The following is a 20,971-nucleotide window of genomic DNA, read 5'->3' as shown; positions in this document are numbered from 1 at the left end:
GGTAGAAAATGAAAGAAATATGTCAAGAAACAATTATTAAAGAAGTAAAAAGATTGTGCATGGAAGCAAATTATGTTTTACCAATGGATGTACAAAAGGCTTTGCAAGATGCATATACAAAAGAAGATTCATTGATTGGACAACAAACTTTAGAAGTTTTAAATAAAAATGCCTCAATTGCAAGTTGTACATCATCGCCTATTTGTCAAGATACGGGAATGGCTTGTGTTTTTGTTGAAATAGGTCAAGATGTTCATGTTCAAGGCTCTTTAAATGAGGCTATTCATGAAGGTGTTCGTCAAGGGTATCAAGAAGGATATTTGCGTAAAAGTGTTGTGGATGATCCAATGTTTGATCGTATCAATACTAAAGATAATACACCGGCTATTATTCATTATGAGATTGTCGAAGGGGATCAACTTAAAATTATTGTTGCTCCAAAAGGTTTTGGTAGTGAAAATATGAGTCAGGTGAAAATGTTAAAACCAAGTGATGGTGTTCAAGGTGTTAAGGATTTTGTCTTAAAAGTTGTTAATGATGCGGGACCTAATGCTTGTCCACCAATGGTGATTGGAGTTGGAATTGGAGGTTCTTTTGATCGTGTAACTTTATTAGCTAAAAAAGCAATGTTAAGAGAAATAGGAACACATCATCCAGATCAACGTTATCAAGCTTTAGAAGAAGAATTGTTAGAAAAAATCAATCAAACAGGAATTGGACCAGCTGGTTATGGGGGAAAGACAACTGCTTTATCTTTAAATATTGAAACTTATCCAACGCATATTGCGGGAATGCCAGTAGCCGTAAGTATTTGTTGTCATGTGGCTAGACATAAGGAGGTTATTTTATGATCAAATCAATAACAACACCTTTGAATCAAGACGATGTTCTTGCTTTAAAAGCTGGTGATCAAGTGCTTTTAAGTGGCGTGATTTATACTGGACGTGATGCTGCGCATAAACGTTTAGTGGCTTTATTAGAAGCTGGAAAAGAATTGCCTTTTGATGTTTATAATCAAGTGATTTATTATGTTGGACCAACTCCAGCAAAACCTGGTGCTGTTTTTGGGAGTGGTGGACCAACAACATCAGGAAGAATGGACGCTTATGCACCAACCCTTCTTTCTTTAGGATTACGTGGAATGATAGGAAAAGGATATCGAAGTGAGGCGGTTAAAAAAGCGATGCAAGAATATACAGGTGTTTATTTTGGAGCTATTGGTGGAGCAGGAGCCTATATTGGTCAATGTATTCAAACATGTGAGGTCATTGCTTTTGATGATTTAGGACCAGAAGCTATTCGTAAGTTAACCGTTAAAGATTTACCTTTAACAGTTGTGATTGATAGCTATGGTAATGATTTATATGAACAAGGACGTGCCCAATATTTAAAGGAGCATCAACATGCCAATTAGAAATTATAATGAGGTTGATATCCTTTATACATTGATGTCCTATGTCAATGTTTCCTCATCACAAGATATGTATTATACAATTGCTCATACCATTTTAACTCATTTAGATAAGATTCCAGATATTAGCATTAATGATTTGGCGGATCTTTGTTATACATCACCAGCAACTATTTCACGTTTTTGTAAAGATTTAAATTGTAAGAATTTTGCGAATTTTAAAAATGAAATGGCGATTTCTTTAGAAATTGCCAGAGATGAAATTCATCTTGAAGATGAAGATGAAAAAGCTGTCTTAAAAAATCCTCAATATCTTGTTGATAAAATTTATAATGAAACAATTCAATCATTACAAAGAGTTCATCAAAGTATTAACATTCATGAAATTGATAAAATTTGTCAAATGATTCATCAAGCTCAAAAAGTCCATATGATTGGTTATCAATTCAATAAAATTATTTCCAATGATTTCCAAATGAAAATGTTAAAACTTCGTAAATTTATTTATGCCTTTGTAGAACGTGGTGATGAAATTCAAAGATTAGATATGATTGATAAAGACAGTCTGGTTATTATTATTACTGTTCGTGCGAGAAAACAATTAATTGATTCACTTGTTGAAAAATTACATGAACATCATCCACAGATTCTTTTATTAACGATGAATAAAGATTATCATCATGAGTTTATTGATTATACTTATTATATTGATGGAACAGAAAGTGATTATACTGAATCATCAATGCAAGGTACAATGAATTTTTTAAGTTTATTAGATTTGATTTATGTAAGATACGGATTATTGTATAGAAAGTAGGGAGAGATATATGTATAGTTTTTTAAATGATTATAGTGAAGGAGCACATCCTCAAGTTTTAGAAGCTTTGATTCAATCAAATCAGGAACAAACAGTTGGTTATGGAAATGATGATTATTGTCAAAAAGCTAAAGAAGTGATTTTAAAAAGAATAAATCAACCGTCTGCTGATGTTCATTTTCTTGTTGGAGGAACGCAAGCAAATTTAGTTGTGATTTCACATGCCTTAAGAGATTATCAAGGTGTTATTGCAAGTGATGAAGGGCATATTAATGTTCATGAAACAGCAGCTGTTGAAGGAACTGGACATAAGGTCATTACGAAACCTCATCAAGAAGGTAAGGTCACAGTTGAAATGATTAAACAAATCCTAGCACAGCATCCTGATGAACATATGGTTCAACCTAAGATGGTTTATATTTCTCAAACCACAGAACTAGGAACATATTATACAAAACAAGAATTAGAAGATATTCATGCTTTTACCAAAGAAAATGGTTTATATCTTTTCTTAGATGGTGCAAGACTTGGAAGTGCCTTAGTTTTAGATGATGCTCCTTCATTAGCTGATATTGCTAAAAATGTTGATGTTTTCTATATTGGTGGAACAAAGATGGGAGCAATGTTTGGCGAAGCCATTGTTATTTTAAATGATGAGCTTAAAGAGAATTTCCGTTATCAATTAAAACATAAAGGTGCCATGCTTGCTAAGGGGAGACTTTTAGGAATTCAATTCTATACGTTACTTAAAGACCATCTTTATGAAGATATTGGACGTCATGAAAATCAAATGGCTGATTATATAAGAGAAGCATTTAAAGCAAAAGGATATCCTTTATATTTACCTTCAAAAACTAATCAAGTCTTTGTTGATTTACCACTTGATGTTTTAGCTCAAATTGAAGAACATTATTTAGTCACTCATATTCAGCCATTAGATAATCAACAAATGCGTGTTCGTTTAGTCACTTCATGGGCAACCCCAAAAGTAGAAGTTGAAAAATTTGTTGAATTTATCAAACAATTATAAATCACATAATCATCCTTTTAACTGTACAATATTTGTAAATTGTATTATAATACTACATAGGGTGAATCCCTAAATTTACATAGAAATGGAGATATTGTAATGAACAAAACTGAATTAGTAGAAAAAGTTGCTGAAAGTGCTGGTTTGACAAAAACTCAAGCTGAAGCTGCTATCAATGCTTTTGTAGAAACTATTACTGATGGATTAAAAGCTGGAGACAAAATTACTTTAAAAGGATTTGGAACTTTTGAAGTAAGACAAAGAGAAGCAAGAGAAGGGCGTAATCCAAGAACTGGTGAAACAATGACTATTGCTGCTAGTAAAGCTCCTGCATTCAAAGCTAGTTCTGCTTTAAAGAACGTTATTAACGGAAAATAATCATGAAAAGTGCTTAATAAGCACTTTTTTTCTATCTATAGAATAAATTGCGTGCTTATTGATAGAAATTCATGTACACTATAGATAGGAGGATGATCAAAATGAATGTCATTGTATATAAAACAAAACATGGAGCAACACGTAAAATAGCTAAAGTCTTATCACAGTATCTATCAGATTGTATTTTGATGAATATCAATGATATTGATTATCCAACATTACAAAGAGCCCAAATGATTATTGTTGGGACTCCAGTTTATTATGGAAAGTTAGATGAGGATATTGTACATTTTATTAATAATCATCAAGAATTATTGATTTCTAAGCATTATTGTTTATATGTAACAGGGATTTTGCAAAGTGAATTTATGACTTTTGTTACACAGGCTTTTTCTTTTGATATCTTAAAAGATATTCAGGTGATTGCTGGGGTTGGAGGAGCCCTTTATTATCCAGACTTGTCAATCACTGAAAAAATGATTCTTCAGGTTATGAATAAAAGAACACCTGCAATTCAAAGAGAAAAAGATAAAGATATTTTTCAAAATTTCAATGATGAGGAAATTAAAATATTTGCTCAAAAAATTCAACGAATATTACAAACCGTATGATGACATACGGTTTTTGTGAGGAAGGAGGAAGATGATGCAAACGAGACAATTAATTCGACATTGTATCGAAACAGAAGATAAAAAGAATCCCTATACTGATGAAAAAATAGCTGAAATATTAGATTTATCAAGAGAAATTGTAACAAACATTAGAAAAGAATTAAAAATCCCAGATTCTAGAGAAAGAAGAAAAAGTGAACTTCATAAAGCCATTCTTCAAATCATTAAAGCTCAACCACAAATCAGTGATCGTCAACTAACAAAAAAATTAAATGATCAATACTTTGTCATTGGTAAATATGCAGTCAGTAAAATTCGTCAAGAATTAACTTTAAGTAAAACTCAAAATACTACATCAACTCCTATTTTTTCTCACATCATAGGCTATGATGGAAGTCTTAAAAACATTATTAATCGTGCCTTAGCAGCTTTGATATATCCACCTTTTGGGATGCATTGTTTATATGTTGGACAAGTGGGGACAGGAAAATCAACGCTCATTAAAGAAGTCTTAAACTATGCGCAGACTTTAGAAAGATATCAACAACATTTTTATTGCCATGAGATAAATTGTCAAGATTATAAACATAATGAAAAACAGTTATTAGTGGAACTTTTTGGATATCAACAACAAGCAGGTTTATTAGAAACAATGAATCAGGGAATTATTTGTTTAAATCAAATTGATTCTTTTCCCATTCAAGGCAAAGAAATGTTATTGAAGTATTTAAACACAGGACAATTTCAAAGACTAGATAATCCAGAAATCTTTATGAGTTCTACTATGATTATTGCAACTTTAAATACAGCTATAGAAGATTATCAAAGAAATTTTTCAATGGTGATACAGCTTCCTTCCTTTGAACAAAGACCAATGAAAGAAAAACTTGCCTATATTCAAAAATGTTTTCAAAATGAAAGTCAATGTTTAAATGATGATATTACGGTTAAAAAAGAAGCGCTTTATACTTTACTATCCTATCCTTTTCCTGATAATTTTCAGCAAGTTCAAAATGAAATTAAAGTCTCTTGTGCAAAAGCCTTATTAGATAAAAAAATCAGTGATGAAAATAGTATGATTGTGACTTTTGATAATCTATCTGACGCTTTAAAGAGTACTTATTATGCTCATAATCGTGAAACAAGAATGCTGATTCGTGGTGACATGATTTTTGCTTCTTCTGGTCATAGTGTCTTAACTCGTTCGGATATTACCGATTCATGGGATATTTATGAATTACTTGATGAAAAATTTGATGAATTAAAAGCTCAGGGATTAAGTGATCAGGAAGCTGGAAATGTTTTGGTTGAAGAAATGGAAATGAGTTTATCTAAACAGATTCATAATGTTGAAAGATCCAAGATGAGTAAAGATGAAATTTCAGCAATTGTTGGGAAAACGATTTTAGAACTTTCTTCGTACATATATGATAAAGCTAAAAAAGAATTGCCTTATTTAAGTGATTCTATGATTTTTCCACTAGCTATTCATTTAAAGATGATGAATGAAAGACAAGTTCATCAAAAAGCACGTTTTGTAAGAGAAATCAATAAAATCAAACAAAATAATCCTAAAGAATATTTAATTGCGAAAAACATGATTCAAAATATACAAAAGAAAATACTTGTACAACATCCTGAAGAAGAAACATGTTTTCTTGCTATTTACTTTCAAAAGTTTCAAAGTCGCTACTATGATAATCAAAAAAAGATTGCAGTTTTGGTTGTATCACATGGTCATGTGGCTAGTGCCATGGCTCAAACTGCAAATATGATTATGGGTGAATATCATGCCGTCGGCTTGGATTTAGAATTTTCTGATTCACCAAAAATCATGGCAGATAAGGTTATTGCGAAAGTCCATGAGATTGATCAAGGCAAAGGGTGCATTATTTTGGCTGATATGGGTTCGCTATTGCAGGTTGGTGAGCGTGTGGAAAAGGAAATTGGTGTAGCAGTAGGTGTTTTAGGGCGTTGTGATACGTTGATGGTGATTGAATGTTTAAGAAAGACATTATGGACGAATGAAACGATTGATGAGATTGTTGAAAGTTTAGACATTAAAGAAACCAGACATATCTATCAAAATCAAAATCGTATTCATGAAAGAGCTAAAGCGATTTTAACTTGTTGTGTGACTGGTGAAGGAGCAGCTATTCAATTAGAAAATTATTTAAAGGTCCGTTTTGAGTCGGTTTTTAAAGATGTCAAATGGCTTCATTTAGGTTATGTTGATGAAATATCTTTAATGGAAAGAATCGAAGACCTTAATCAAAAATATGAAATTATGGCAATAGTTGGAACTTTAGATCCACATATCAGTGATATACCATTCTATACATCACAACAAGTCTATCAAAAAGAAGGGTTTGAATCTCTAAAGACCTATTGTTATAAATATTTAGGTATCTATAATCCTTTATTAGAAGTCTTAGATCAACAATGTATTAGTATTCTTTCAGGAAATTATACCAAAGAAGAAGTTATTGATAATGCAGTGGCTATGATGGTTGAAGCCAATTGTGTTGATGAAAACTATCTTTTAAGTGTTTATAAAAGAGAAGCCTGGTTACCAACCTATTTACAGGGAGGAATTGGGATTCCTCATGGTGAAAGTCAATATGTTACAAAACCAGTCATTCACATTACAAAATTAGACAAACCTGTCTGTTGGGATGGTGAAAACTTTGTTGATTTTGTATTTACTTTGGCATTAAAAGAAGATCAAACTGAAGCTTTTGAGGAGCTATATAAGCAAATGCGAGAGCCTTCGTTTATGCAAATCTTAAAACTTTGTACAAGTCAAGAAGATATTTTAGAAAAATTTATGTTAATACAGTATTAGTCAATCAAAACCCCCTTTTGTCAAGTAAAATAATAGACGAAAGGGGGTTACTCATTTGATAAAAGAAAATCAGAGTTTTCCTAAGGTCACAGTTATTTTAAGAGGTTATCGTTATGAAAGTGTTAGAGCCGTTGTTAAACAGATGGTAGGGACAAAGTTACAGGCTGTTGAGATTACGATGAATAGTGATGATGCTGCGAGTACGATTCAAAAAATAGCTGATGAATTTGGAAAAGACATATGTGTTGGAGCAGGAACGGTTATGAATTTAGCACAAGCAAAGGAAGCTGTTGAAGCGGGGGCCCAGTTTGTTTTATCACCAGTAAAATTGTCAAAAGAAATTATTGACTATTGTCATGCACACGGTGTTATAACTGTACCAGCTGCCATGACACCAAGTGAAATTCAAGAATTATTAGAAAATGGTGCAGATATTGTGAAAGTCTTTCCAGCTGCAAGATTGACACCACAATATATTAAAGATGTTATGGCGCCATTAGGTCGTATTCCATTGATGGTTGTAGGTGGTATCAATGGGTTAAATGCTCAAGATTATTTTGATGCGGGGGCGAGATTTGCTGGAATAGGTTCAGGAATTTTTGATAAAAAAGATATTGAAGATGCAAATGAAGAAAATCTTAAGAAGTCTATTTTAGCATTTGTTCAACAAATAAGTTGGGGGGATTAAATAATGGATAGTATTCATTTTGATGAAACGCAAGTTCTCATTATAGATGAAAAATTAAATCACGATGAGGTTTTAAAGAAAATGGCTGATCAATTACAAGTCAAAGGATATGTTAAAGACAGCTATTATCCAGCAATTATAGAACGTGAAAAAAATTATCCAACCGGATTATTCACAGAAGCTATTAATGTTGCGATTCCCCATTGTGATATAGCCAATGTTAATCAAGGTTCAATTTGTGTTGGGGTGTTAAAACAACCCACACAATTTGCCAGAATGGATGAACCAGATGTGATGATTGATGTTCAATTAGTTGTCATGCTAGCATTGACATTACCACATGGACATATTGAAATGTTACAAAAAGTTGTTGCCTTGATTCAAAATCAAGATGTTGTAAAATCAATTGTTCATTCATCAAATCAAAAAGAAATTTATGAAACAATAAAAAAATATTTGCTGTAGGAGGAAAAAGGAATGAAAAAAGTATTAGTTGCATGTGGCAATGGAATTGCTACAAGTACAGTTGTCGCTTCAAAGATTAAAGAAAGATGTGAAAAAGAAGGAATTGCGATTCATGTTACCCAATGTAAAGTTCTAGAAGTTGCCAGTAAAGCTGCTGATTTTGATTTAGTTGTTACATCTGGAAAGTTTAAAGATGATAGTGTTTCAACACCTATTGTTGGAGCTATTGCTTTATTAACAGGGATTAATGAAGAAGCAACTTTTGAAAAAATATTAGGATATTTAAGATAATTTGAAAGGAGTCTACATATGAATAGTTTTTTTGATGCAATATACCAAGGCTTTCAGTTTTTCTTAAATGCTGGATCATTGGTTATGTTACCAGTTATTATTACAATTATTGGATTAGTTTTTAGAGTCAAGTTATCAAAATCATTTAAAGCTGGTTTAACAATTGCGATTGGTTTTGCTGGTATCAATTTAGTTGTTAATTTATTGAAAACAAATATTGGACCTGCTGCTCAGGCAATGGTTACTAATTTTGGGATTAATTTAAATGTTACTGATGTTGGATGGGGTGCTATTGCTTCAGTTACATGGGCTTCACCAATTATTGCCTTCATCATTTTTGAAATTTTAGCGATTAATATTATTATGTTAATTTTAAAGTTAACAGATACAATGGATGTTGATATTTGGAATTATCATCATATGGCAATTGTTGGTATCTTAGTTTACTTTGTAACTGAAAATGTTGCTTTAGGTTTGTTAGCTTCAGGTATTATGGCAATTATTACCTTTAAGTTATCAGATTGGTCAGCTCCATTTGTTGAACATTATTTTGGGATTCCAGATGTTTCTTTGCCAACTGTATCTTCAGTTTCATCATTGATTATTGCCGCTCCATTGAATTGGGTCATTGATCATATTCCAGGGGTTAATAAAATTAATTTTGATATTAAAAGTGCAAGAAAATATTTAGGGTTCTTTGGTGAACCAATCATGTTAGGTTTGATTTTAGGATGTATTTTAGGATTGTTAGCGCGTTATGATTTAGCAGCTATCTTAAATTTAGGTGTCAATATGGCTGCAGTTATGGTTTTAATTCCTAAGATGACTTCTTTATTTATGGAAGGTTTAATGCCTATTTCTGAAGCTGCTAAGAAGTTTACTTCTGAAAAATTCAAAGGTAGAAAATTATACATTGGTTTAGATTCAGCAGTTATTGTTGGTAATCAAAATGTTATTACAACTGCTTTAATCTTAACCCCAATTACAATTGCTTTAGCAGCTATCTTACCAGGAAATCGTGTTTTACCATTTGCTGATTTAGCGGTTATTACTTTTAGGGTTGCGATGATTGTTGCTGTTACAAGAGGTAATTTGTTTAGAAGTTTATTGATTGGGATTGTTCAAATGGCAGCTATCTTATATGCTGGAACTTTAACAACTCATGCTTTAACAGGTTTAGCATTATCAACTGGTTTGAAATTTGATGGTTTAATTACATCATTTGCTGGTACATCTTTAACACAAAGTTTCTTAGTCTTTGAAAGCTTTGTATCTAATCCAATTGTCTTTGTTCCACTCTTAATTATTGTTTTCATTGCTGTTTGGTTCTTTGTCGAAAAAGTTGTTGGTAAAAAGAAAATTGAAGAATATGCTGGAGAATGTGAAGAAGACATGTAGGAGGAAAGATTATGGAAAGAGCTATTGATCGTTTAGAACCATTTCAACGTGCTATTTCAAAAGCACATTTGGCAAGTGCGGGAGTATCTATTGATGCTTTAGAATCAAGACCATTGATTGCAATTGCGAATAGTTGGAATGAAGTTTGTCCAGGCCATGAACCTTTGAAAAAATTGGCTGAGGAAGTAAAAAAAGGAATTTTAGAAGCTGGTGGTGAACCTATTGAGTTTAATACTATTGCTATGTGTGATGGGATTGCTCAAGGTCATCCTGGTATGCGTTATTGTTTGCCACATCGTGATATTATAACGGATTCATGTGAAGCTATGATTGTTGGTGAAGGGGTTTTTGATGGAGTTGTTTATTTAGCAAGCTGTGATAAGATTATTCCTGGTATGTTAAATGCTGCCGCAAGAATTAATTTACCTTCCATCATTGTTACAGCGGGACCATGTTATGCTGAAATTAAGCCTAATGAGTCTAAAGAATTAAGACAAAGATTCTTACGTGGTGAAGCGACTGAACGTGAAGTTATTGAAGGAACTTTAAAATATTATACAGGTCCTGGGGTTTGTCCATTTTTAGGAACTGCCAATACAATGGGCTGTTTATGTGAAGGATTAGGAATGATGTTGCCCAATGGGGCCTTATATCCATCAAGTACCAGTATGCGTCGCTTTAGTGCAAGAGAAAGTGGTATTCGTTTAATGGAATTGGTAGAAAAGAATATTAAGCCATCTGATATTATGAGTCAAGAGGCACTCAATAATACAATTAAATTATTAAGTGCAATCGGGGGATCATTAAATGCCTTAATTCATTTACCTGCCCTTGCTCATGAATTAGGTTTAGAAGTTACTTGGGAAGAAATTGCTCATATCACTTCACAAGTCCCAGTTATATGTAATATTGTTCCTAATGGAAATTTAACTTGTGTTGATTTATATCAGGCTGGGGGAGTTCCAGCTATCCTCAAAACCATTGAATCTACTTTACAAAAAGATGTCATGACTTGTACAGGTAAGACATTAGCAGAAAATCTAAATCGCAAGATAGAGATAAATCGTGAGATTATTCGTACTATGGATGATGAACAATCTATTACGAATGGAATTCAAGTATTATATGGTAACCTAGCTCCAGAAGGGGCATTGGTCAAAACCAGTGCTGTTCCTAAAGATTTACATGTCTTTACGGGAAAAGCCAGAGTGTTTAATAGTGAAGATGAATGTTATGAAGCTTTTCATCGTCATGAAATTCAAGAAGGCACTGCTCTGATTGTACGTTATGAAGGTCCTCAAGGTGGGCCAGGTATGAAAGAATTACACCGTATTACTGAGATTATGAAAGGTATTGCACATTGTGGAATTATTACAGATGGTCGTTTTTCTGGAGCCAGTGGTGGATTAAGCATTGGTTATCTTTGTCCAGAAGCAGCTGTTGGGGGAACTATAGCGTTGGTTGAAGATGGTGATATTATTCATGTGGATTTGAATCAAAATATGATTCATTTACAAATCAGTGATGAAGAATTAGAAAAACGTCGTGCGAATTTTAAACCATTAGTTAGAGTTGCTGAAAAAGGATTATTAGGACGTTATGCAAAACTTGTTCAATCAGCCAAAACAGGTGCTGTTTTAAAATAATCATAGGGGTATGATTAAGTCGGATATCCTTAGTTTGTTGTCTACATTATATTTTAAAAAATTCATATAATTTCTCTACATCCCTTCGAAAGTAGATAAAACTAAGGATAAACAAATAAAAACCAGAAGTAGAAATGATTTTCTATCTTCTGGTTATTTTAATATAACTCTTTTTATTTAATGATTGTTCCTTGACTAGGTCCACCAGCAGCATTTGATTCATCAGTATCAATGTGCATAGCTAAAGCATAGCTATCACTAACACGACAAACAACATCTCCAAATGTTAATGAACGTCCATCAGTAGTCACTTCAACACTGACAACATCTTTATCTTTAACCCCAAATTCTTGAGCATCAGCAGGAGTCATATGAATATGACGTTTAGCAGCAATCACACCACAAGAAATTTCAACTTCTCCTTCTGGTCCTACTAATTTACATCCTTCAGTTCCTTCGATATCTCCAGATTCTCTCACTAATGCTTTAATTCCAAGTGATCTTGCATCTGTTAATGATACTTCTACTTGAGTTGCATTACGAGTTGGTCCTAAGATAGACATTTTTGTTTCTCCTTTAGGTCCTACAACAGTAACTTTTTCAGCACATGCAAATTGTCCTGGTTGAGATAAATCTTTTTTGTTTGTTAATGTATACCCTTTACCAAATAATGTTTCCAAATCTGCTTGAGATAAATGTACGTGTCTAGCAGAAGTTTCGACTAAAATTGTTTTTCCCATAATAATCCTCCTATTTCCATAAATATATTACAACTTTTTTTATATTTTGCAAAGGAATTTGCGATATTTTTGTACAAAATCTTTGTTTTGTTAAAATTTAACAAGAGTTTTTTCATTATATGAAAACTGTGGCATTTTATTTTGAAGTAAAAACTGTTATAATAGAAAAGAAATGTAGGTGATTGATAGTGATTGTTAACTGGAGTGATATTGTTAACTTTATTAGAGGTTCAATAGATTTAATTGCAGTTTGGTTTATTTTGTATTATTTGATATCAATGTTTAAAACAAATGTCAAAACAATGCAATTATTTAAAGGAGTTCTTTTTATTTTAATTGTTAAACTTTTAACGAGTTTACTTGGTTTAACAACTTTAAATTATTTGGTAGAAAGTATTATCAATTGGGGTGTTTTAGCAATTATTATTATCTTTCAACCAGAAATTAGAACCTTACTTGAAAAAATGGGTCAAACGAAGATGACCTTAAAAAAAGAAATCAGTGATGATGAAAAAGAAAGATTAATGGATGAGTTGGTTAGTGCGATTACAACTTTATCTAAAGAACAAACTGGAGCTTTGATTACATTTGAAAGAACCCAATCACTTTTAGATTATATCAATACCGGTACGCGTATAAATGCCGATATTAAAAGTGAACTTTTTTTAACCATCTTTTGGGAAGGAACACCTTTACATGATGGGGCAACGATTATTCAAGGGGATCGGGTTGTTTGTGCGGCTGCATTTTACCCACCAACAAATAAAGAATTAAGCCCTAAGTATGGGGCTCGTCATCGAGCTGCGATTGGGATTAGTGAGATAACAGATTCATTAACCGTTGTTGTTAGTGAAGAAACCGGAACCATTTCATTTGCGATGAATGGGGAACTTAAAAAAATTCCTACTAAGGAGTTAAGAGCTTCTCTTGTTAATGAATTGAATTGGTTTAAATCTGATGATGAAGGAGGGCAAAAACATGAGTCCTAGACATCAAAAAGATCATAAAGATATTCATGATTCAACAACTGAATTCTTTTTGAAAGTTGTTCAAAAGGAAAAAGAAAAAAACAGTCGTGAAAATAGTCCAACAAAAGAAAATATTAATACAACCAAGACTAAGACGATTGATACAGTAGGACGTTTTTATAATTATATTAATAAAACTTTAGATAAAATCTTATCTAGTAAAATGAGTATTATGGTTTTATCTTTCATTATGGCTGGTGTTTTATTTTGGAGTATTGCAGGAAGTAGTGGAGGAAAAGATAATTTAGCCAATCCAACTTCAGGGGCAACATTGGATAATGTTCCTGTGCAAATAGAAGGTTTAAATAAATCATTAGAAATCTCGGGAGTACCTGAACAGGTAACAGTTGGTTTAATTGGACCATCATTAGATATTTATAAAACAAATTTTTCAAAAAATTATGAAATTTATTTAGATGTTAAAGGTTTAAGTGAGGGAGAACATACGATTAATTTAAAATCACGTAATTTCCCTGATACCTTAAAAGTTATGATTGTTCCAGATTTAGTGAAGATTAAATTATCACCAAAAGAAGAACGTGTCTATGATTTAGGATATCGTTTTATTAATGAAGATAAAATGGATAGTGAATATTCAGTTAGTGTTGAAGAAATGAGTTTAGAGACAGTTATTTTACATGCAAGTCAAGAAACCTTAGATCGTGTTGCTAAAGTTGAGGCATGTATTGATGTGACAGATAAAAAAGAATCTTTTGAACAAAATGCCAATATTAAAGCATATGATAATAGTGGAAAAGAAGTGAAGGTTGAGATTTCACCTAAGAAGGTACATGTGAAATGTAATGTTTCTAGTTATAGTAAGAGTGTCCCAATTCAAGCACATTTTATCGGTGATTTGTCAACGGGATATCAAGTTTCTAATTATACTTTGTCACAAAGTGAAGTGACAATTTATGGTGTTGAAGATAAGATTAAAGATATTGCGGTTGTACAGGTTGATGTTGATGTTACAAATCTTAAGTCAAATACAACCATTAGTAATGTTTCATTGAAGAAGGAAAATGGTATCAATAAGTTTTCAACAAGTGCAATTGATGTGACGGTTGAAGTTGAAAAGGTTATTACTAAGAAATTTGATAAGATACCAATTCAAGTCCTAAACAATGAAAGAAAGTACAAGGTGTCATTTGCTGGAGAAAGCCAATATGCCTCTGTTTCAGTGACTGGAACAGAAGCTAAGATAGCTTCTTTAACAGCTGACAATATACAAGCAACTATTGATATTGATAAATTAAAACTTGGAACTAACAAGGCTGATGTCAAGGTTGCAGTGGATGATGAGAAATTAAAGATTGAATTATTATCATCATCTAAAGTGACAATTAATATTGAAAGGAATTAGAAAAATGGGTAAATATTTTGGAACAGACGGTTTTAGAGGAGAAGCGAATATTGATTTAACTGTAGAACACGCTTTTCAAGTTGGGAGATATTTAGGATGGTATTACTCTCGTAATCACAAAGCTAGAATTGTAATTGGGAAAGATACAAGAAGAAGTTCATATATGTTTGAATATGCGCTGGTTGCTGGGTTAACCGCAAGTGGTGCAGATGCATATTTATTACATGTAACAACAACACCTTCTGTATCATATGTGGTAAGAAGTGAAGAATTTGATTGTGGTATTATGATTTCAGCTTCACATAATCCTTATTATGATAATGGAATTAAGATTATTAATGGTAAGGGGCATAAGTTAGAGGCTACGATTGAAAATTTAATTGAACAATATATTGATGGATTAACTGATCCTATTCCATATGCGACAAAAGATGCGATTGGAAGAACAGTAGACTTTGCAATGGGAAGAAATCGTTATATTGGATATTTAATGAGTATTCCTACACGTGCTTTTAAAGATTTAAAAGTTGGTTTAGATTGTGCGAATGGTTCATCTAGTGCAATTGCTAAAAGTGTTTTTGATGCTTTAGGTGCGCAGACTTATGTGATTAATAATGAACCTGATGGAACAAATATTAATACAAACTGTGGTTCTACACATATTGAAGTCTTACAAAAATATGTTGTTGAAAATGGATTAGATGTTGGTTTTGCATATGATGGTGATGCTGATAGATGTATTGCTGTGGATGAATTTGGTAGAGTTGTTAATGGTGATTTAATTCTTTATGTTTGTGGTTTAGAAATGAAAGCTAAAGGAGAACTTGTTAATGATACAATTGTTACAACAATTATGAGTAACTTTGGTTTATATAAATCACTTGATAAAGCTGGAATTAAATATGAAAAGACTGCTGTTGGGGATAAATATGTTTATGAAAATATGGTTCAAAATGGTCATTGTATTGGTGGAGAACAATCTGGACATATTATTTTCTCAAAACATGCAACAACTGGTGATGGTATTTTAACATCATTAAAGATTATGGAAACAATGGTAGAAAATAAAAAGACTTTAGCTCAATTAACTGAAGCAGTTGAAATCTATCCACAATTGTTAATCAATGTTCGTGTTACTGATAAGAAAAAAGCCCAAGAAGATCCTGATGTTCAAAAGGCTGTCAAAGAAGTTGAAGAATTATTAGGTGATGAAGGAAGAATCTTAGTTCGTGAAAGTGGAACAGAACCAGTAGTAAGAGTTATGGTTGAAGCTAAGAGCGATGAAGTTTGTCATGAAAATGTGCTTAAAGTCGTTAATGTAATTAAAGAAAAAGGATATGCAGTAGAAAAATAATACAGTTTCACATATTATCACAAAATATTGCCATATTATATGGCAATATTTTGTATATAGTGATAGTGAGGTGATAAAAGTGAAGTATCGTATTAATATTATTGATGATGAAAAGAATTTAAATGATTTAGTAAGAACTTATTTAGAAAAAGAAGGATATATTGTTTATTCTTTTTATACGTATGAAGAAGCTTTATTACATAAAGATGATGATGTCCATTTATGGATTGTGGATATTATGTTGGATAAAAATAGTGGGTTTGATTTGTTAAATGAAATTAAAAATTGTAAACCTAATATGCCAATTGTTTTTATGAGTGCGAGAGATCAGGAGTTTGATCGTATTATTGGATTAGAAAAAGGCTGTGATGAATATATTACGAAACCATTTAATATTAAAGAAGTGATTTTAAGAATTCATAATGTTTTAAAACGTGTTTATAAAGATGATCCGTCTTTGATTAATATTGATGGTTATGCGATTGATGAAGAAAAACGTAAGGTTTTATCAAATAATAAAGAAATTGAATTAACGACTAAAGAATATGAATTATTATTGTATTTTATTAAGAATAAAGGTATTGCTATTTCAAGAGAACAAGTTTTATCTAAGGTTTGGGATGAAAATTATTTTGGTAGTGATCGTGTTGTTGATGATACACTTCGTCGTTTAAGAAAGAAAATGCCAGATTTAAATATTAAAACAATCTATGGATTTGGATATCGATTAGATTAATATGAAAGCAAAATTATCAAAGTTTCAATTCTTAAAAAGACTGTCTCTTGTTCAGCAATTGATTGTTGTTTTAAGTTTTGTCGGTTTATTATTGGTTGCTGTTTTAATGCCTTTGGTTGATTATAATTTAAGTTCTATTATTGATAAGCAAATGTATGAAACATTAGTGATATCACAATATTCAGTCATTAATGATTCCTATATGCCAAATAAACAAAGTAAACCAACATATCATATTATTTATGATAAAAAACAAAATATGTTTATTGATTTTAACTTATCTCAAGATGTTGTTATGACTTTATATAGTCATTTATTTGGTGATGATTTAGATAAGATTGTAAATTCTAATCAAGAGACAATTAAAGATAAAGGACAATATGGTGATGAAACTTATTATTATATGATTACAAAATATAATAATTCTTCAAAATATTTAATTTCTATTGTCAATAGTGATTATTCATCTGATTTAATTCATTCTTTAAGAAATCAAATTATTTATATTCAATATGGTTTCTTTGTCATTTTTGCATTAGTGATGATTGTTTGGGTATTAACTTTAATTACGCCTTTACAAAAAATTAAGAATTATATTGATGATATTAAAAATAGAAAGAAAAGTGAATTAAATATTGATCGTGGTGATGAAATTGGAATTGTTTCTAAAGCCTTGGTTGAAATGAAAGAAGATTTGGATAAACAAGAAAGTATTAAGGAAGAAATGATTCATAATATTTCACATGATTTAAAGACCCCAATTGCATTGATTCAAACATATGGACAAAGTGTTAAAGATGATATTTATCCTTATGGAGATAAGAATAGTTCAATGGATGTTATTTTAGAAAATGCTAATCGTTTAGAACATAAAGTGAAGTCATTTTTATATTTAAATCGTTTAGATTATCTACAAGGTGAAAATAATGAATTAGGAACATTTGAAATGAAACAACTTATTGAAAAGATTGTTTTACAAATGGATGCTTTAAAACCAGAAATTTCTTTACAAGCAGATTTAGAAGATGTTTGTTTTGTTGGAGATGAAGAACATTGGCGTGTCGCTATTGAAAATATTATTGAAAATGCAACACGTTATGCAAAAAGCCAAATTCATATTACTTTAAAAGATAAGTTTCTAGAGATATATAATGATGGTGATCATATTGATGAAGAAACTTTACCTTTCTTATTTGATCCTTATGTCAAAGGAGTCAAAGGACAATTTGGTTTAGGATTATCAATTGTAAGTAAAATTGCTTCGATGTTTAGTTATGATGTGAAAGCAGTTAATCAAGAAGTTGGTGTAAGTTTTATTTTTACTAAAGAGTAACCCTTGTAAGAGGGTTTTTCTTTAGTAAAAAATGAATCTTTTTGAAAGTGTTGTAACACTTGCTTGTACATCGGACTTATGCTATACTTGATATGAAAATAAGAGTTGGAGGGAGTGTTTTGATATGCAGATTTCAAGTCGATTTACGATGGCTATCCATATATTTGCGTGTATTGACACTTTTGAAAAAGATCACAAACTAACAAGTGAGTTTTTGGCTTCAAGTGTGAATGTCAATCCTGTTGTGATTAGAAGATTATTACAACAATTAAAAGCGGCTAAGCTGATTACAGTAACGAGAGGAAGTGGAGGGGCTGCAATTGCTAAACCACTTGATGAAATTACTTTTTTAGATATCTATCATGCGGTAGAATGTGTAAATCATGGAGAATTGTTTCATTTTCATGAAAATCCCAATGAAGCTTGTCCTGTAGGTAAAAATATTCATCATGTTTTGGATGGCAGATTGGACTGTATTCAAAAAGCCATGGAAGATGAAATGCGTCAAATGACATTAGCTGATTTTTTGAAAGATACACGAGCATATATACAAAAAGAGAATCAATGACCTATATCGTGAATATAGGTTTTTTCATTGATAATGATGTAACTGTTGACATTACAACAACTGCGTGCTACAATCGAATTGTAATAAAGAAGATTACAACGAATGGAGGACTCAAAATGAAAGCTCAAAAATATTTAGATATATTACGTGAAATCAAAGATGTTGCTTTTGCGACGGTAGATGAAAATGGGAAACCGCAAGTACGTATTATTGATGTCATGATTGTGGAAAATGAAAAATTATATTTTTGTACTGCTAGAGGTAAAGCTTTTTATCAGCAATTGATACAAAATGAAAATGTTGCAATCACAGGAATGAATCAAGCCTTTCAAATGATTAGATTAAATGGGGTCATTTATAGATTATCCCAACAAAAAGAATGGATTGATCGTATTTTTAAAGAAAATCCAAGTATGAATCATGTGTATCCTGGTGAAAGTCGATATATTCTTGAGGCTTTCTGTATTGAGCAGGGTGAAGGTGAATTTTTTGATTTAGGTAAAGAGCCAATTGTAATAGAGTCTTTTATTCTAGGAAATGAGGATTATCAACAAAAAGGTTTCATTATTAATGAAGATTGTATTCATTGTGGTAAGTGTGAACGTATTTGTCCACAACAATGTATTAAAGACTTTGTCATTTCACAAACGCATTGTTTACATTGTGGCTTATGTTATGAAGAATGTCCAGTGAAGGCAATTGTTAAAAGAGGTGGATAAACATGTTAGAAAATATGTGGTCAATTTTTATAGAACGTAAGGATTTCTTTTTAAGTTTATTATGGGAACATTTAGAAATTTCTTTACTTGCTATTGGGATTGCTGTTTTAATAGGTGGTTTAGTGGGGATTTTGATTAGTGAATTTCAAAAAACATCGAAACCAACTTTAGGATTCATTAATTTCTTATATACAATTCCTTCTATTTCAATGTTAGGATTTCTCATTCCTTTTTCGGGAATAGGAAATGCAACAGCCGTCATCGCTTTAACTGTTTATGCTTTACTACCAATGGTAAGGAATACTCATACTGGGATTACGAATGTTGATCCCGTTCTTTTAGAAGCAGCCAAAGGAATGGGAAGTACAAAATTACAGATTCTTTTAAAAATTAAATTACCTTTGGCAATGCCAATTATCATATCTGGTATTCGCAATATGGTGACAATGACAATTGCTTTAGCAGGGATTGCTTCGTTTATTGGTGCAGGTGGTTTAGGAGTAGCTATTTATCGAGGAATCACGACCAATAATACAGCTATGACGATGGTTGGAAGTTTATTGATTGCCCTATTAGCATTAGTTATGGATATGCTTCTAGGATTTATTGAAAAACGTATGAACAAGCGTAGTATTAAAGATAAAAAAGTAAATAAAGTGATGGCATTGGTTTCTATAGGATTATGTATTGTGATTGTTATTGGGACAGTGGTTTCAAGAAAAAAACAAGATACAATTCATATTGCGACGAAACCAATGACAGAACAATATGTATTAGGTGAAATGCTTAAACTCTTGATTGAACAAGATACAAATTTAAATGTTGAATTAACTCAAGGGGTTGGTGGAGGAACATCTAATATTCAACCAGCTATGGAAAGTGGAGAATTTGATCTTTATCCTGAATATACTGGAACGGGATGGAATATGGTTTTAAAAAAAGATGGAATTTATACTGAGGATTTATTTGATTCTATGCAAGATGAGTATAATCAATCTTTAGATATGAAGTGGATGGGGATGTATGGTTTTAATAATACATTTGGCTTGGTTGTTCGTCGTGAAATTGCTGAGAAATATCATCTTAAGACATATTCAGATTTAAAAACAGTCGCAAATCAATTGATTTTTGGTGCTGAATATGATTTCTTTGAACGTGAAGATGGGTATAATGCATTATGTCAAACTTATGATTTGCATTTTAAGAAAACCATGGATATGGATATTGGTTTGAAATATCAAGCTATTAATCAAGGAAAAATTGATGCTATGGTTATTTTTACAACTGATGGACAACTCAGTGTTTCAAATATTACCGTGTTAAAAGATGATAAAAACTTTTATCCATCTTATATGTGTGGAAATGTTGTACGTAATGAAGTTATCAAGAAACATCCTGAATTATCTAATATTTTTAAGAAATTATCTGGACTCATTACTGATCAAGATATGGCTCAAATGAATTATGAGGTTGAAACGGATAGTAAAGAACCAAGAGATGTTGCTAAAGACTTTTTACAAAAGAAGAATCTTTTGAAGTGAGGTGTAAAT

General features: G+C 31.5%; 21 protein-coding genes. 20 read left to right on the top strand and 1 reads right to left on the bottom strand.

The features are described 5' to 3' along the window. Nucleotides 1-8: 8 nt before the first annotated feature. The 12 genes from EDD60_RS02510 to ilvD all read left to right on the top strand — a co-directional run bounded on the left by EDD60_RS02510 (nt 9) and on the right by ilvD (nt 11,580). Nucleotides 9-851, top strand: a complete 843-nt coding sequence (locus EDD60_RS02510; protein WP_066446251.1) for a fumarate hydratase — start codon at nt 9-11, stop codon at nt 849-851. Further along, a complete protein-coding gene (locus EDD60_RS02505) occupies nt 848-1,414 on the top strand; it encodes a Fe-S-containing hydro-lyase (protein ID WP_066446249.1) in 567 nt (188 codons plus the stop codon). The genes EDD60_RS02510 and EDD60_RS02505 overlap by 4 nt, the downstream gene beginning before the upstream one ends. Beyond that, nucleotides 1,404-2,228: a MurR/RpiR family transcriptional regulator gene (locus EDD60_RS02500; protein WP_066446247.1), complete on the top strand. Its 825-nt coding sequence runs from the start codon at nt 1,404-1,406 to the stop codon at nt 2,226-2,228. Before EDD60_RS02505 ends, EDD60_RS02500 begins: the two co-directional genes overlap by 11 nt. 10 nt (nt 2,229-2,238) lie before the next feature. Then, a complete protein-coding gene (locus EDD60_RS02495) occupies nt 2,239-3,258 on the top strand; it encodes a threonine aldolase family protein (RefSeq protein WP_066446244.1) in 1,020 nt (339 codons plus the stop codon). Between the two features lie 99 nt (nt 3,259-3,357). Beyond that, complete coding sequence (locus EDD60_RS02490) at nt 3,358-3,636, top strand: HU family DNA-binding protein (protein WP_066446243.1); 279 nt, start codon at nt 3,358-3,360, stop codon at nt 3,634-3,636. Between the two features lie 101 nt (nt 3,637-3,737). After that, the gene (locus tag EDD60_RS02485; RefSeq protein ID WP_066446241.1) at nt 3,738-4,247 is read left to right on the top strand and encodes a flavodoxin domain-containing protein; all 510 of its coding nucleotides are present in this window, start codon (nt 3,738-3,740) and stop codon (nt 4,245-4,247) included. Nucleotides 4,248-4,281: 34 nt separating this feature from the next. After that, on the top strand, nt 4,282-7,092 hold the full coding sequence (locus EDD60_RS02480; RefSeq protein ID WP_066446238.1) for a PTS sugar transporter subunit IIA: 2,811 nt from the start codon (nt 4,282-4,284) through the stop codon (nt 7,090-7,092). Nucleotides 7,093-7,147: 55 nt separating this feature from the next. Beyond that, nucleotides 7,148-7,780 carry a bifunctional 4-hydroxy-2-oxoglutarate aldolase/2-dehydro-3-deoxy-phosphogluconate aldolase gene (locus tag EDD60_RS02475; protein ID WP_207905281.1) on the top strand — a complete coding sequence of 211 codons (633 nt, stop codon included), beginning with the start codon at nt 7,148-7,150 and terminating at the stop codon, nt 7,778-7,780. Nucleotides 7,781-7,783: 3 nt separating this feature from the next. Next, nucleotides 7,784-8,245: a PTS sugar transporter subunit IIA gene (locus tag EDD60_RS02470; RefSeq protein ID WP_066446233.1), complete on the top strand. Its 462-nt coding sequence runs from the start codon at nt 7,784-7,786 to the stop codon at nt 8,243-8,245. Nucleotides 8,246-8,257: 12 nt separating this feature from the next. Further along, nucleotides 8,258-8,536 (top strand): PTS sugar transporter subunit IIB, encoded by a 279-nt coding sequence (locus EDD60_RS02465; protein ID WP_066446228.1) that lies wholly within the window; start codon nt 8,258-8,260, stop codon nt 8,534-8,536. Between the two features lie 18 nt (nt 8,537-8,554). Then, complete coding sequence (locus EDD60_RS02460) at nt 8,555-9,934, top strand: PTS galactitol transporter subunit IIC (RefSeq protein ID WP_066446225.1); 1,380 nt, start codon at nt 8,555-8,557, stop codon at nt 9,932-9,934. An 11-nt stretch (nt 9,935-9,945) separates the two neighbouring features. Beyond that, nucleotides 9,946-11,580: a dihydroxy-acid dehydratase gene (gene ilvD / locus EDD60_RS02455; RefSeq protein ID WP_066446221.1), complete on the top strand. Its 1,635-nt coding sequence runs from the start codon at nt 9,946-9,948 to the stop codon at nt 11,578-11,580. Nucleotides 11,581-11,753: 173 nt separating this feature from the next. Here the strand turns inward: ilvD and EDD60_RS02450 are convergent, their stop codons facing one another. Continuing rightward, the gene (locus EDD60_RS02450) at nt 11,754-12,320 is read right to left on the bottom strand and encodes a PduL/EutD family phosphate acyltransferase (protein ID WP_066446216.1); all 567 of its coding nucleotides are present in this window, start codon (nt 12,318-12,320) and stop codon (nt 11,754-11,756) included. Between the two features lie 188 nt (nt 12,321-12,508). Here EDD60_RS02450 and cdaA point away from each other — a divergent pair, with 188 nt between their 5' ends. From cdaA to EDD60_RS02410, 8 genes are all read left to right on the top strand, one after another. Then, a complete protein-coding gene (cdaA, locus tag EDD60_RS02445; RefSeq protein ID WP_396627783.1) occupies nt 12,509-13,309 on the top strand; it encodes a diadenylate cyclase CdaA in 801 nt (266 codons plus the stop codon). Continuing rightward, nucleotides 13,299-14,711, top strand: coding sequence for a CdaR family protein (locus tag EDD60_RS02440; RefSeq protein WP_066446210.1), 1,413 nt, complete (start codon nt 13,299-13,301; stop codon nt 14,709-14,711). Before cdaA ends, EDD60_RS02440 begins: the two co-directional genes overlap by 11 nt. A 4-nt stretch (nt 14,712-14,715) precedes the next feature. Next, complete coding sequence (glmM, locus tag EDD60_RS02435; RefSeq protein WP_066446208.1) at nt 14,716-16,065, top strand: phosphoglucosamine mutase; 1,350 nt, start codon at nt 14,716-14,718, stop codon at nt 16,063-16,065. A 79-nt stretch (nt 16,066-16,144) separates the two neighbouring features. Continuing rightward, nucleotides 16,145-16,801 carry a response regulator transcription factor gene (locus EDD60_RS02430; protein WP_066446205.1) on the top strand — a complete coding sequence of 219 codons (657 nt, stop codon included), beginning with the start codon at nt 16,145-16,147 and terminating at the stop codon, nt 16,799-16,801. A 1-nt stretch (nt 16,802) separates the two neighbouring features. Further along, complete coding sequence (locus EDD60_RS02425; RefSeq protein WP_066446202.1) at nt 16,803-18,134, top strand: HAMP domain-containing sensor histidine kinase; 1,332 nt, start codon at nt 16,803-16,805, stop codon at nt 18,132-18,134. 124 nt (nt 18,135-18,258) lie between these two features. Then, nucleotides 18,259-18,702 carry an Rrf2 family transcriptional regulator gene (locus EDD60_RS02420; RefSeq protein ID WP_066446200.1) on the top strand — a complete coding sequence of 148 codons (444 nt, stop codon included), beginning with the start codon at nt 18,259-18,261 and terminating at the stop codon, nt 18,700-18,702. 116 nt (nt 18,703-18,818) lie between these two features. Then, nucleotides 18,819-19,421 (top strand): 4Fe-4S binding protein, encoded by a 603-nt coding sequence (locus EDD60_RS02415; protein WP_066446197.1) that lies wholly within the window; start codon nt 18,819-18,821, stop codon nt 19,419-19,421. 2 nt (nt 19,422-19,423) lie between these two features. Further along, nucleotides 19,424-20,962 (top strand): ABC transporter permease/substrate-binding protein, encoded by a 1,539-nt coding sequence (locus tag EDD60_RS02410; RefSeq protein WP_066446196.1) that lies wholly within the window; start codon nt 19,424-19,426, stop codon nt 20,960-20,962. Nucleotides 20,963-20,971 lie beyond the last annotated feature (9 nt).

Origin of the sequence: Longibaculum muris (assembly GCF_004343035.1) — a bacterium.
Classification (GTDB): Bacteria; Bacillota_I; Bacilli_A; order Erysipelotrichales; family Coprobacillaceae; genus Longibaculum; species Longibaculum muris.
Note: the sequence above shows the minus strand (reverse complement) of the source record. Positions and strands in the feature narration are given on the sequence as shown.